Annotated in this window: 11 protein-coding genes; 6 read left to right on the top strand and 5 right to left on the bottom strand. The window is 66.7% G+C overall.

Going from position 1 to position 12,653, the window contains the following annotated elements; all coding sequences use genetic code 11:
• Window positions 1-17 precede the first annotated feature (17 nt).
• Complete coding sequence (locus UB43_RS29615) at window positions 18-668, top strand: hypothetical protein (protein WP_156160456.1); 651 nt, start codon at window positions 18-20, stop codon at window positions 666-668.
• Here UB43_RS29615 and UB43_RS20165 read toward each other — a convergent pair.
• Window positions 628-1,530 carry a LysR family transcriptional regulator gene (locus tag UB43_RS20165; RefSeq protein WP_045214499.1) on the bottom strand — a complete coding sequence of 301 codons (903 nt, stop codon included), beginning with the start codon at window positions 1,528-1,530 and terminating at the stop codon, window positions 628-630. The two genes, UB43_RS29615 and UB43_RS20165, sit on opposite strands and share 41 nt — an antisense overlap.
• Before the next feature lie 130 nt (window positions 1,531-1,660).
• On the opposite strand from UB43_RS20165, the gene UB43_RS20160 reads away from it, so the two are divergent.
• Entirely contained in the window at window positions 1,661-2,146 is a 486-nt protein-coding gene (locus tag UB43_RS20160; RefSeq protein WP_045214498.1) for a GFA family protein, read from the top strand.
• A gap of 3 nt (window positions 2,147-2,149) precedes the next feature.
• Here the strand turns inward: UB43_RS20160 and UB43_RS20155 are convergent, their stop codons facing one another.
• Entirely contained in the window at window positions 2,150-2,365 is a 216-nt protein-coding gene (locus UB43_RS20155) for a DUF1127 domain-containing protein (RefSeq protein ID WP_045214495.1), read from the bottom strand.
• Window positions 2,366-2,472: 107 nt separating this feature from the next.
• Here UB43_RS20155 and UB43_RS20150 point away from each other — a divergent pair, with 107 nt between their 5' ends.
• Both UB43_RS20150 and UB43_RS20145 read left to right on the top strand, forming a co-directional pair.
• Window positions 2,473-3,981 carry a FlgO family outer membrane protein gene (locus tag UB43_RS20150; RefSeq protein WP_045214494.1) on the top strand — a complete coding sequence of 503 codons (1,509 nt, stop codon included), beginning with the start codon at window positions 2,473-2,475 and terminating at the stop codon, window positions 3,979-3,981.
• 166 nt (window positions 3,982-4,147) lie between these two features.
• Window positions 4,148-5,137 carry an AraC family transcriptional regulator gene (locus UB43_RS20145; RefSeq protein WP_045214493.1) on the top strand — a complete coding sequence of 330 codons (990 nt, stop codon included), beginning with the start codon at window positions 4,148-4,150 and terminating at the stop codon, window positions 5,135-5,137.
• A gap of 281 nt (window positions 5,138-5,418) precedes the next feature.
• Here the strand turns inward: UB43_RS20145 and UB43_RS20140 are convergent, their stop codons facing one another.
• The 3 genes from UB43_RS20140 to UB43_RS20130 all read right to left on the bottom strand — a co-directional run bounded on the left by UB43_RS20140 (window position 5,419) and on the right by UB43_RS20130 (window position 8,643).
• Window positions 5,419-7,371 carry a tyrosine-protein phosphatase gene (locus tag UB43_RS20140; RefSeq protein WP_256205193.1) on the bottom strand — a complete coding sequence of 651 codons (1,953 nt, stop codon included), beginning with the start codon at window positions 7,369-7,371 and terminating at the stop codon, window positions 5,419-5,421.
• Between the two features lie 129 nt (window positions 7,372-7,500).
• Entirely contained in the window at window positions 7,501-7,893 is a 393-nt protein-coding gene (locus UB43_RS20135; protein WP_045214492.1) for a GFA family protein, read from the bottom strand.
• Between the two features lie 54 nt (window positions 7,894-7,947).
• Window positions 7,948-8,643: an alpha/beta fold hydrolase gene (locus UB43_RS20130; protein WP_045214488.1), complete on the bottom strand. Its 696-nt coding sequence runs from the start codon at window positions 8,641-8,643 to the stop codon at window positions 7,948-7,950.
• Between the two features lie 203 nt (window positions 8,644-8,846).
• Here UB43_RS20130 and UB43_RS20125 point away from each other — a divergent pair, with 203 nt between their 5' ends.
• Window positions 8,847-10,070, top strand: a complete 1,224-nt coding sequence (locus UB43_RS20125; protein ID WP_045214487.1) for an MFS transporter — start codon at window positions 8,847-8,849, stop codon at window positions 10,068-10,070.
• Window positions 10,071-10,264: 194 nt separating this feature from the next.
• Window positions 10,265-12,535 (top strand): TonB-dependent siderophore receptor, encoded by a 2,271-nt coding sequence (locus UB43_RS20120; protein ID WP_045214485.1) that lies wholly within the window; start codon window positions 10,265-10,267, stop codon window positions 12,533-12,535.
• Window positions 12,536-12,653: the final 118 nt, after the last annotated feature.

Genomic DNA, 12,653 nt, shown 5'->3' with positions numbered 1-12,653 from the left:
CGACAGGGAGATCAGCCATGACTAACAACGAAGCCAGTCCATCATCCATTCTAGGCAACGGAAATACCGCACCTTTCATATCAGTTGCCCTGGGATACTGCCTGTTAATCTCACTACCATTCATTATCTTCCTGCTGATACAAGCATTGAGCAGCGGCCCGCAGGGAGAAAAGACCATCCCGGGATGGCTGTCGGAAACGACCTATGTAGTCATCGTCCGGCTGGCGTTATTCAGTGCAGTCTTATGCTTTGGAGCACTGGGCTCGGCAATCAGCCTGATTTCCAGAGTACGCAACGGCGAGGCCTTGCTTCCCGTCGTAACGGTGCACGAACTGATATCGGTGCAAACCATTGGCGCTGTTTTTGCGCTGGTGCTTTCGCTGATTTTCATGGGCAATCTGATAGCCGGCTCCATCTTTCCAAGCTGGGACCCTTTCTACACCATCGTCTACTCCCCGCCTGCTTTTGCGAAGTTGCTGGTTTGGTCTTTCATCGCGGGCTTCTTCGAGCGTCTCGTCCCTCACATGCTGGACAATCTGTCGAAACGGGCCGACGAACAGAAAGATGAGCGACCCCGCCTTCCATTTCCCAAAAAAGACGCATCGGACGAAATAAGCGAATCATGGCCTAAGCCGACAGGCCGTGCACGCTCAACAGGTCCTCGATGAAGGCACGGGCGGCCTCGCTGCGGGGCCGCCCGGCGTAGGTGATCATGCTGTGGGTCACCTCGTAGCAGAGCCTTTCCGGTAGCAGCGGCTTCATCCGCCCGCGCTCGACCCAGATATTCGCGTAGTGGGTCGGCAGGTAGCCCAGGTGCGTGCCGGCCAGCACCGAATGCGCCACCGCCTCCATGTGGTGCGCGGTGGCGCTGCTGCGTTCGGGGCGGAACGGCAGTTCCTGGTCCGCCGGCAGGAAGCCATGGCGCACCCAGTTGTAATCGGCGATCTGCTTCAGCGTTGGCTTGCGCGCGCTGAACAGTGGGTGCCGCTCGCCACAGAACACGCCGATCTCCTCGGTGTACAGCGGCAGGTAATCCAGGGTTGGCCGCGTGCGGCTGAAGTAGGAGATCGCCAGGTCCAGCTGGCCGTCGATCACCGCGAGTTCCAGCTCGGTCGGCGAGTTCACGTAGAGGTTCAGCTGCACGTCCTGCTCGCGGCTGTGGAAGGCCGCCAGGGTCTCGTCGAAGCGTGCCTGCGGCAGGGTCGTGACGTTGTCCGCCAACCCCAGGTACAGCTCACCGACCAGTTGGCCGGAGAGCGCCTGGGCCTGGTCGCGGAACAGGCCGATGGCGTCGAACATCGCCTGGGACGCTTCGAGAATCCGCTGCCCTTTCGCCGTCAGGCGGAAGCCGCCCTTGCCGCGCTCGCACAACCGATAGCCCAGGCGCTTTTCCAGGCTGCCGATGTGCATGCTGATGTTCGACTGGCTCATGTTCAGCTCGGCCTGCGCCGCCGTGAAGCCGCCGCACTTCACCACGGAGGCGAAGATACGCAGCAGGCGCAGATCCAGGTCGGTGAAATTCCTGAGCATGGGCAGAGTCCGGCGCTGGGCGGGCGGCTAGTCTACTGCACAGGGCAGGGCCAGTCCCGCAGGTGCGATCCGATGGAATCCCCGGCGCGCCCGCGAGTCCCTGTTCAGGCATTCCTGATGGAGAGACGCCATGCTGCTCGAAGGTTCCTGCCACTGCGGCGCCGTGCACTTCAGCCTGCATAGCGCCCATCCCTATCCTTATCAGCGCTGCTACTGCTCGATCTGCCGCAAGACCCAGGGTGGCGGTGGCTATGCGATCAACCTCGGCGGAGAAGCGGCCAGCCTCAAGGTGCGAGGGCGCAAGCACATCAGCATCTACCACGCGAAGATCCGCGAGGAAGGCCAGCGCACCCACACCAGCGGCGCCGAACGGCATTTCTGCAGCCAGTGCGGCAGCGGGCTGTGGCTCTACGATTCACGCTGGCCGGAGCTGATCCACCCTTTCGCCTCGGCCATCGACACACCGCTGCCGGTGCCGCCCGAACACACCCATCTGCTGCTGCGCTCGAAGGCCGGCTGGGTCGAGGTGCAGGCCGGGCCGCGCGACCTGCAATTCGACGACTACCCGCAGGAGTCCATCGCCCAGTGGCATCAGCGGCTCGGCCTGGCGCCGTGAGCGTCAGGCACGCCAGAACGGCTTGGCGATCTCCTGCGCCACCTGGCGGCGCGTCAGGCCGATATCCTCGATCAGGTGTGGATTGGCCCTGGCCATGTCGGCGAGCTGGCGGCGCAGCCGGGATCGCCCTTGCCAGAGCGAAAGCAATTGCACCAAGGCCGGCAGGCTGAACGACCGGGGGAAAGCTTCCGACAGCAGCAGGCGGGGAGTATCGTTCATGACAGCCTCCGTTCGACTCGTGCCTCATGGGGCCGAGCATGGCGGTCACCCGCAGCGCCGTCCTCAAGCGGCGCCAAACACTTCCAAAAACTTGCAAAGGGGGCGTCATGCTGCAATCGCGTCTGGCTTTCGGCCCCTTCGTACTCGATGGCCCTGCCGGCCTGCTCAAGCGCGACGACCGGCCCATCGCCATCGGCTTCCGTGCCTTCAACCTGCTGCTGACGCTGCTGGAGCGGCCGGGCGAGATTCGCACCAAGGCCGAGCTGATGGACGCTACCTGGCCGGGCCTGGTGGTCGAGGAAGGCAACCTCACGGTGCAGATCGCGCAACTGCGCAAGGTGCTCGGCGCCGCGCCGGACGGCACCCCGTGGATCACCACCGTGCCCCGTGTCGGCTACCGCTTCAGCGCTGCCGTGCAACGCCTCGCAGACGCGCCTCGCGCGCTGCCAGCCCTGCCGGAGGAGCCGTCCATAGCCGTGCTGCCCTTCGTCAACCTCGGCGACGACCCGCAGCAGGCGCTCTTTGCCGACGGCCTCAGCGAAGACCTGACCACCGAGCTTTCGCGGGTCGGCGGGCTGTTCGTCATCGCCCGCACCTCGGCCTTCGCCTACAAGGGCAAGGCCATGGACGTGCGCGAGATCGCCCGCGAACTCGGCGTGCGCTACCTGCTCGAAGGCAGCGCCCGGCGCGCCGACGCGCGCGTGCGGATCAACGCCCAACTGGTGGACGCCAGCACCGGCGAACATGTCTGGGCCGAACGCTTCGAGAGCCGCGTGGAAGACCTCTTCGACCTGCAGGACCAGCTCACCGGGCAGATCATCCAGGCCCTGCTCGGCCACCTGCGCACGCCGCTGCCGCGCAACCGGCCCCGGAGCCTGGAAGCCTACGAACTCTGCGTGCGCGCCCGCCAACTGATGGACGATTCGCCGCTGGCCGCGAGGGAAGCACACTTGATGCTGAGCCGCGCCATCGCCCTCGACCCGCAGTACGCCGAGGCGCGACGCTGGCTGGCGATGAACCACTGGATGGGCTGGATACACAGCGGCGGCCCGACCCCGCTGGAGCGCGAAACCGCCCTGGCGCAGGCGCGCGAGGCAGTGGCCATCGACCCCAACGATGCCGGCTGCCGCTGGAGCCTGGCCTACCTGCTGAGCTACGAGCGCCAGTACGCCGAAGCGGACGCACAGTTCCAGCTCGCGCTCGAACTGGACCCCAACGATGCCGACGCCTGGACCGCACGGTCCGATGTCGCGGTGTTGGCCGGGCGCATCGACGAAGGCCTGGAGCACATCCGCCGGGCCTTTCGCCTCAACCCTTTCCCCGCCGGCTGGTACTACCTGACGCTGGGCCAGGCGCAGTACGCGGCGCGCGATTACCAGGGCGCGATCCAGACCCTGCGCCGCGACGAGACCTACCGCAGCAGCTCGCGGCGTTTCCTCGCCGCCAGCCTCGCGCAGCTGGGGCGGCTGGACGAAGCCCGCGCGGAAACCGCGTTCTTCCTGGTCACCAACCCCGACTTCAGCATCCGTCACTGGGTGGCGACCGAGCCACTGCGGGACGTGGCCGTGCGCGAGCACTTCGTCGAAGGCTTCCGCAAGGCGGGCCTGCCCGAGTGACACAGGCACGCCCCTTGGGGCGGATAACGTCCCTCGGTGGAAACGGCGGGCGGGCACCGCACCGGCATCACGGATTTGTAACCCGCGGCCGCTAACTTGCTCGCCCACATTCCGCACGCCGGCCCCAGGCCGGAGCGGCTCCCACGGCGCTGCCAGAAGACGGACCATGACGGTAGACACGAGCACCTCCCGCAAGCAGTTCCTGATCCGTTCCGAGAACATGACCGCCGACGATTTCGGCGAGCTGTACACGCGGATGTTCGGCAACCTTTATTCGGGGATGCCACGGCCCGAAAAGCCCATCGCCATCGGCGGGGTCTACGGCCGCTACGAAGGCGTGAGCTTCCGCCGCCTGAGCTTTCGCGGCGACCTGCTGGCCGAGATGCCGGACCTGGACGACGAGATCACCTTCATCTTCCCCAGCGCCGGCCGCGTGGTCTTCAACCAGTGCAGCGACAGCGTCGGCCTGCCCAGCGTCGGCCTGGCCATGGAGAAGGCCTCGGTGCGCTCGGTCGGTTTCATCGACGGCCACGCGCACCACGGTCTGTCGGTGCGCCGCTCGCTGTTCGCCCGCCGCCTGGCGACCCTGCTCGGCCGGCCGATCAACCACAAGGTGCGTTTCCAGCCACGGGTGGACCTGAGCAACGAAGCCTTCCAGGGTATCAAGGCCATCGTCGCCATGGCCACCGGCAACGAGTTCGACCTGCTGATCCATTCCAGCGCGCTGATGCCGGCCCGCCTGCAGGAAATGCTGGTGGATTCGGTGCTGGAAATCTGGCCGCACAACTACAGCGATGCGCTCAGGCGCCCTGCCCCGCAGATTGCCCCGCGCCACGTGAAACTGGCCATGGACTATATCCAGGAGCATCCGGACGCCCTGGTCAGCGGCAGCGACCTGGCCGAACTGACCAACGTCAGCCTGCGAGCCCTGCAGGAGGGCTTCCGCCGTTTCGTCGGCAGCTCCATCGTCGCCTACCAGCGCGAAGTGCGCCTGCAGCGTGCCTACGACGCGCTGCAGCAGGACAACGCACTGTCGGTCAGCGAAATCTCCCTGGCCCTGGGCTTCAGCAACGTCGGCCGCTTCTGCCAGTACTTCCAGAACGCCTATGGCATGAGCCCGGCGGACCTGCGCAGGAACCTGTCGACGCCTGCGTAGGGAAGCCACCGCACCCTGCTCTCAACGCTCGCCGGCAAGTTTCCAGGCAGCTCGGTTCGCGAGCAAGCTCGCTCCTACAAGACAGCTCCCAAGCATCCAGCGGCGTGGGAGCGGACTCCGTCCGCGATCGATTTCCGGCGGCTCCGAGCTGGCCGGTGACACATCGCGGACAGAGTCCGCTCCTACGAAACGTCCTATTTCCGCGCCACCACGGCCTGCGCTCTGAAAGCAGACGGCCCGGCGCGCGGAACGCGGCGGGCCGTCTGCACATGGCGGTGCGATCAGAACTGATAGCTGGCCTTCAGGCTGCCACTGGCGCCATGGCTGCCGCTGCCGCCCAGTGCACCGACTTCGGCGCCGACACTGAAGTCACCCTGGCTGGCGGTCAGGCTGAACGCGCCGCTGAACTGGTCGCGGTTGTCGAAGGCGGCGCGCTGGGAAACGTCCAGGCCCAGCAGGTGGCCTTCGCTGTCGACCTTGTAGTCGCCCAGCGCGTGGTCGTAGCCCACTTCCAGGCCCGGCACCATCTGCCAGCCGCTGCCCAGCGCCACGGGAGCGAAGGAAGCCTTGAGGTTGGCGTAGGCGCTGCGGCGGTTCTCGCTGATATCGTCGACGTCCAGCGCGAGCTCGCTGCCCTTCTCCTGGAAGCCGTCCAGGTCCAGGTGGCTGTAGCGCAGGCCGATGCTCGGTTCCAGGTTGACCGTGGACACTGCCGTGCGATAGCCCAGCGCGATGCTTCCACCACTGAGGTTGCCGCTGGTGTCGCCCTTGGCTTTGCCCAGGCCGCCGCCGATGTCGCGCTTGCTGTCGTAGTCGAGCCAGCCGTAGCTGAGGTCGGCATCGACGAACAGGCCCTGCTGCAGGCTGTCGAGGGCGAAACGCGCACCGCCACGGACGAAGGTCAGGTCGGTGTCCACGTCACCACCGGCACCGCCGACGCTGCCCTTGCTGTAGCCGAAGCCGGCGTTGCCGCTGAGCTGCTCGGAGAAGCGCTGGGTGACGCCGATCATCATGCCCTGGGTGTGCTCGTTGCTGCTTTCGGCGTTCGATGTCGAGGAGTTGCCCTGGTAGCCGGCCAGCGCGGTGGTCCACAGACGGGCCTGCCCGGTCTTCAGGTCGACGCCGCTGGCATAGGGCGCGGCGGCCTTGTCGATCAGCGCATCCTGGCGCAGCAGGTAGCTGGCCGCATCGGCATGCACCTGGCCGCCCACGGTGGACTCGACGCCGCCGAGGGTGCCGGCGTCGATGGCCGATTGCAGGTAGTAGTTGTAGGCGGTGTAGTCGCCGGAAAGGCTGCTGTTCTGCAACTGGGTCAGCAGCTGCGCGCCGGCGGCCGCGTTGCCGGAGAGGCCTGCAACGCCCGGCAGGGTGCTGTAGTAGACCATCTTGCCGCGCAGCACGTAGATGGTTTCCTGGGACAGGCCGAGGCCTTCCTTCAGGTAGTTGTCCATCGTGCCGTACTCGGCGGTCACCTCGTCCAGACCGGCCTGCAGGTAGCTGGCCTGCACGCCCAGCAACGGTTCGTAGATGGCCGCCATGCTCGCCGGCAGCATCGCCAGGGTCGCCTTGACCCGCGCGGCGGTGTAGTCGTTGGTGGCCAGGTAGTTTTCCATGATGGTCTGGCTGTCCACCCCGGCGATGCTCAGCAGCACCGCGGCGGTCCAGCCGGTGCGGTCCTTGCCCGCGGTGCAGTGGAACAGCGCGGCGCCGTCGGCGGCAGCCAGTTCGTTGAACAGCGTGGTGAACTGGCCGCGCATGCCGGCGTCGTTGACGAAGGCGCGGTTGGTCTCCTCCATCATCTCGATGGCCTGGGCGGCGCTGGTGAAGGAGATGTTGGTGACGTTGGCGCCGGAGGTGGTACTGCCGATGATGTCGATGTTCTGGTAGGTCGCGCCGGCCGGCAGGGTGTCCGGCGTGCCGGCGATTTCGCTCGGGGTGCGCAGGTCGAACACATTGCTGATGCCCAGGCTGTCGAGTACCGCCAGGTCCGTGCCCTTGGGGGTCAGCGCGTTGGAGCGGTAGAACACCCCGGAGCGCATCACACCGTCATTGGACGTGCCCGCTGTACTGGTCAAGTACGCGGTGGTGGTGCCGGCGATATCACGGAAGTTGTCGATGCCGGCCAGGTGCGGAGTGTCCAGGGTATAGGTCTCGGCCGCATTGGCGCAGGCGATGGACAGACTGAGCAGGGACAGGCCGAGGGTGGATGCGGAAAGCAGAGCGCGATGGAACACGGTGTAGCCTCTTTGAGCTTTGTTGGCGGGGCTACTATCGGGGGCGCTCGGGACTCGAATGTGACAGTTCCGCGCCCGGCGCAAATGGGCGCGCGATCTGTCCGTGAGCTGCGTTTTCTGTCCGTGCGGCTAGTCTTCGCTGCGCCCGCCGGACTCGCGGTCGCGCTCATAACGATGGCGCAGGGGGAATGCCGGAAGCCAGGCTTCGCGGCGGCAGGTCCACAGCTCATAGGTGGGCTGGAAGCGGTCTGGCTCGTCCAGCGCGCCGAGGCTCACTTCCACTTCGTCGCCGCTGCGACCGAACACCGAGGAGCCGCAGCGCGGGCAGAAGCAGCGCCCGGCGTACTCACGGGACTCACCGTCGATCCTCACCGCGCGCTCGGGGAAGATCGCCGACGAATGAAACAGCGCGCCATGGTGCTTGCGGCAATCCAGGCAATGGCAGATGCCGACCCGATAGGGCTGGCCCGTGGCTTCGATCCGCAGATTGCCGCACAGGCAACCGCCGGTAACCTTGTCCATGCTGCACCTCCTCGCAAGGCTGGGATGATTGTGACGCTGTCATCCGCGGGGCGTTCAGTCCTCCAGACCGACGCAGGCCAGCAGTGAAGCATGCCATTGCGGGTTGTCCAGCAGCACCGGCAGCAAGCCGCTGTGGCCGGCGCCCGGCACCACCAGCAGCTCGCGCCGGCTGGCATGGGTCGCGGCGGCGTGCAGGCGCTCGGGGATTTCCAGGGGAATCACGCTGTCCGCGGCACCGGCGACCACCAGCAGGCGGCCACGGAAGCGCCCGAGGATGTCCCAGGCGTCGCTGTCCACCCAGCTGCGCGGTCGACGGATGATCGCCGAGAAGTCCGGCCCGAACGGCACCTCGTGCGCTTCGGGGGTGTAGATGCCGGGGACGATGAGGATCAGCGCCTGCACGTCCAGTTCCTCGCTCAGGCGCAGGGCGTTGTAGGCGCCCATGCTGATGCCGGCCAGCGCAGTGGGACGTACCCCGGCGCTCTCGATGACCGAGCGGGTCTGGTGGCTGCGACGCTGCAGGGAGGACTCGGCGAAGACCCCGCCGGTCTCGCCGTGGCCGACGCAGTCCAGCGCCGTCGAACCCACGCCGCGTTGCCACAACGACTGACGCAGGCCATCCCACACCGAACGGTTGCTGGCACCGCCACCGTGGATGCCGAACAGGTGCAGGGGCGAGTCGCCCCGCAGGGTATCGGCCTGGAGTTCGCGCCCCTCGAAGGGCACGCGTAAAGCGACGCTTGGCGACATGCAACAGACCCGCAGGGATGGATTTCCGGAAGGGCTGCGAGCATAGCCGATCCGGCGCGCGGCGGGCCGATTTGGCCGTTTCGCGATATTCGTCGTCCGGATCGCGTGAGACAGCTGCCAGCAGCGCGCCTAGCATAGGCCTCCCAATACTTAGAACCCGGCGCGCCCTGCCCGCGCGCCACACCCTGCTGCCCCGGAGTCCCATGTCTACCACCGCTTCCCCCCTGGCCACGCCGTCCGTGGCCAGCCAGGCCAGCCCGCTGGTCATGCGCGTGATCGGCGCGTGCGCCCTCGCCCACCTGACCAACGACCTGATCCAGGCCGTGCTGCCGTCGATCTACCCGGTGCTGAAGGCCAACTACGGCCTGAGCTTCACCCAGGTCGGCCTGATCACCCTGACCTTCCAGCTCACCGCCTCGCTGCTGCAGCCCTGGGTCGGCTACCACACCGACCGCCATCCCAAGCCCTGGCTCGCGCCGCTGGGCAGCGTCTGCACGCTGATCGGCATCCTCATGCTGGCCTTCGTCGGCAGCTTCCACGCCATCCTGCTGGCCTCGGCGCTGGTGGGCATCGGCTCCTCGACCTTCCACCCGGAAACCTCGCGCATCGCACGCCTGGCCTCCGGCGGGCGCTACGGGCTGGCGCAGTCCACCTTCCAGGTCGGCGGCAATGCCGGCAGCGCCTTCGGCCCGCTATTGGCAGCGGCCATCATCATTCCGTACGGCCAGGGCAACGTGGCGTACTTCGGCCTGTTCGCGGTGTTCCTGGTCGGCGTGCTCTGGGGCCTGAGCCGCTGGTACCGCAACCACCTCAGCCTGTTCAAGCTCAAGGCCGGCGGCGTGGCCACCCATGGCCTGTCCAAGGGCCGGGTAACCGCCTCGCTGGTGGTGCTGGCGCTGCTGGTGTTCTCCAAGTACTTCTACATGGCCAGCTTCACCAGCTACTACACCTTCTACCTGATCGAGAAGTTCGACCTCTCGGTGGCCAGCTCGCAGCTCTACCTGTTCGGCTTCCTCGGCGCGGTGGCCGCCGGCACCTTCTTCGGCGGCCCGGTGGGCGATCGCATCGGCCGCAAGGCGGTGATCTGGTTCTCCATCCTCGGCGTCGCGCCCTTCACCCTGGCGCTGCCCTACGTCGACCTGTTCTGGACCAGCGTGCTGAGCCTGGTGATCGGCTTCATCCTCGCCTCGGCGTTCTCCGCCATCGTGGTCTACGCCCAGGAACTGGTACCGGGCAACGTCGGCATGATCGCCGGGGTGTTCTTCGGCCTGATGTTCGGCTTCGGCGGCATCGGCGCGGCCTTCCTCGGCCACCTGGCCGACATCCACGGCATCGAGTACGTCTACACGCTGTGCTCGTTCCTGCCCCTGATGGGCTGCATCACCATCCTGCTGCCGTCGACAAAGCCGGCCGCGAAGAAGGCCTGACCGACCGCTGCCGCCGGCCCCGAGCCGGCGGCAGACCCTTCGCCCGGCCGTTCGTGCGCGGGCAAATGTAATGGATTGTTGTAAAGCGCCCCGAGCCTCGCCGGCGATACATTTGCGCCGCCTGGGCCACGGGCCATCACTGTTAGCCTTTCCGCAATGCAAATAACTCGCATTTGCCGGAGGGCTTTCCGTCCATGTCGTCCCGCTTGAACCTCACTCCCGTTATCCGTTCCGATGCACCTCTCACCCTTGCTCCCATCGTCGGCCTCGCCACCTTCATGGCGATCCCACTGAGCGCCTGGGCCGACCAACCGTCCATTGCCGATGACCAGGACGCCCTGGCCCTGCCCGACAGCACCGTGCAGGCCACCCGGGAATCGCCCTACAAGGTCGACCGCGCCAGTTCGGCGAAGTACAGCGAACCGCTGCGCGATACCCCGCAGAGCGTGACCGTGCTGTCCGAATCGCTGCTCAAGGAGCAGAACGCCCAGAGCCTGAAGGACGCCCTGCGCAACGTGCCGGGCATCACCTTCAACTCCGGCGAGGGCGGCGGTGGCGTGGGCGACAGCCTGACCATCCGCGGCTTCAACGCCGACGGCAACATCTACCGCGACGGCGTGCGCGACCCGGCCAAGTACTCCCGCGACGACTTCTTCAACACCGAGGGCGTGGAGGTCTTCAAGGGCTCCAGCACCGCGGTCTGGGGCGTCGGCGCCGTCGGCGGCGCAGTCAACCTGGTGACCAAGACCCCGCAGCTGGATGACTTCAACCTGCTCAGCGGCGGCGTCGGCACGGCCAACTTCAAGCGCGGCACGCTGGACGTCAACCACCGCATCGACGGCCTCGGCGAAGGCGCGGCGTTCCGTGTCAACGTGATGGGCGCCAATACCGGCACCGACGGCCGCGACTGGGTCGGCGACGAACGCTACGGCTTCGCCCCGTCCCTGGCACTGGGCCTGGGCACCGACACCCGCGTCACCCTGGCCTACGAATACCTGCACGACAACGCCACGCCGGACTACGGCATCCCCACCGTCAACGGCAGCAACGGCAGCTCGCCGCACCGCGCCGGCGGCGCCAGCTGGAGCAGCTACTGGGGCTGGCGCAACCTCGATTACGAGAACAACGAATCGCACCGCGTGAACCTGAAGTTCGCCCACGACTTCAACGATGCCCTGAGCCTGGACAGCCGCTTCACCTGGTTCCACCTCGATCACGACTTCTTCGTCACCACCCCCGGTGGCGATGCGAACGCCGGCGCGCCGGGCATCCAGGCCGGCAAGGGCATCTACCGGCGCAACATCAACACGCCGCTGCGCGAGCAGACCAACGACACCTACAGCAACCAGACCAACCTGACCTGGCGCGTCGATACCTTCGGCATCGGCCATACCCTGGTCGGCGGCGTCGACCTGAGCAAGCAGACGCTGGACTCGAAGACCGGCGCGCTCACCGCCGCCAGCCGCACCGCCATGGGCAACCTGCCGGTGGCCAGCAACGACTGGTCGAAGTACCCCTATGCGCTGGACACCTACACCTCCGCCAAGCAGTCGGTGGAGCAGGTCGACAAGGCCTTCTACCTGCTCGACACCCTGAAGTTCGACGAGCACTGGCAGCTGCACCTGGCCGTCCGCCAGGACCATTTCGACACCCGCGTGCTGGACAGCGAAACCCGCGCCAGCCAGAGCGCCGCCTGGGTCGACAAGGGCAGCTCCTCGCAGAACGAGAAGCTCACCAGCGTGCACACCGCGCTGACCTACAAGCCGGTGGAGAACGGCAGCCTCTACGTCAGTTACGCCAACGCCAAGCAACCTTCGGGCGTGCTCGCGGTGGCGCAGACCGGCAGCATCGCTTCGACCCAGGGCGACCGCGGCAAGACCTATGAAGTGGGCAGCAAATGGGAATTCCTCGACGGCCAGCTGGCCCTCAACGGCGACGTGTTCGAGACCAAGCGCCAGTTGACCTACATCGACGACGAGGAGCTTTCCGCCTACACCGGCGGCGAGGAGCGCGTGCGCGGCATCGAGCTGTCCGCCAGCGGCAACATCACTCGCAACTGGTCGCTGTACGCCGCCTACGTGCACCAGAACAGCAAGCTGGTGAAGCCCTACAACGGCTCGGACAAGGGCGTGCAACTGGCCAACACCCCGCAGAACGCCCTGAGCCTGTGGAGCACCTGGCAGCTGCCGGACGACCTGGCGCTGAGCTATGGCGTGCAGTACGTGGACGACGTGAAAATCTACCCCGGCCTCGGCTCGACCATGACCCGCGCCGGCCAGACCACCGTGCCCGGCTACGTGGTGCATGACGCCATGCTCAGCTGGCAGGCGACCCAGGACGTGCAACTGCGCCTGAACGTCAACAACCTGTTCGACAAGCACTACTGGAGCCAGTACAACGGCCGCGGCTACGGCGTGCCGGGCGCGGGCCGCGGCGCGGTGCTGAGTGCGGATTATTCGTTCTGATCGACGCTACGCGCCGATCCGCCCCCTGTAGGAGCGGGCCATGCCCGCGATCACCGCGATAGCGGTGCCATTCAACAACACCGGCCTGTCGGCCGGCTCGCGGGCGTGGCCCGCTCCT

Origin of the sequence: Pseudomonas sp. 21, assembly GCF_000955805.1 — a bacterium.
Classification (GTDB): Bacteria; Pseudomonadota; Gammaproteobacteria; order Pseudomonadales; family Pseudomonadaceae; genus Pseudomonas.
The sequence above is the reverse complement of the archived record's forward strand: the minus strand, read 5'-3'. Positions and strand labels throughout refer to the sequence as shown.

What these genes read in the sequence shown, in the direction of transcription:
- UB43_RS29615 (WP_156160456.1), top strand. Translation starts at nt 18, where the DNA reads ATGACTAACAACGAAGCCAGTCCATCATCCATTCTAGGCAACGGAAAT.
- UB43_RS20165 (WP_045214499.1), bottom strand. Translation starts at nt 1,530, where the DNA reads ATGCTCAGGAATTTCACCGACCTGGATCTGCGCCTGCTGCGTATCTTC.
- UB43_RS20160 (WP_045214498.1), top strand. Translation starts at nt 1,661, where the DNA reads ATGCTGCTCGAAGGTTCCTGCCACTGCGGCGCCGTGCACTTCAGCCTG.
- UB43_RS20155 (WP_045214495.1), bottom strand. Translation starts at nt 2,365, where the DNA reads ATGAACGATACTCCCCGCCTGCTGCTGTCGGAAGCTTTCCCCCGGTCG.
- UB43_RS20150 (WP_045214494.1), top strand. Translation starts at nt 2,473, where the DNA reads ATGCTGCAATCGCGTCTGGCTTTCGGCCCCTTCGTACTCGATGGCCCT.
- UB43_RS20145 (WP_045214493.1), top strand. Translation starts at nt 4,148, where the DNA reads ATGACGGTAGACACGAGCACCTCCCGCAAGCAGTTCCTGATCCGTTCC.
- UB43_RS20135 (WP_045214492.1), bottom strand. Translation starts at nt 7,893, where the DNA reads ATGGACAAGGTTACCGGCGGTTGCCTGTGCGGCAATCTGCGGATCGAA.
- UB43_RS20130 (WP_045214488.1), bottom strand. Translation starts at nt 8,643, where the DNA reads ATGTCGCCAAGCGTCGCTTTACGCGTGCCCTTCGAGGGGCGCGAACTC.
- UB43_RS20125 (WP_045214487.1), top strand. Translation starts at nt 8,847, where the DNA reads ATGTCTACCACCGCTTCCCCCCTGGCCACGCCGTCCGTGGCCAGCCAG.
- UB43_RS20120 (WP_045214485.1), top strand. Translation starts at nt 10,265, where the DNA reads ATGTCGTCCCGCTTGAACCTCACTCCCGTTATCCGTTCCGATGCACCT.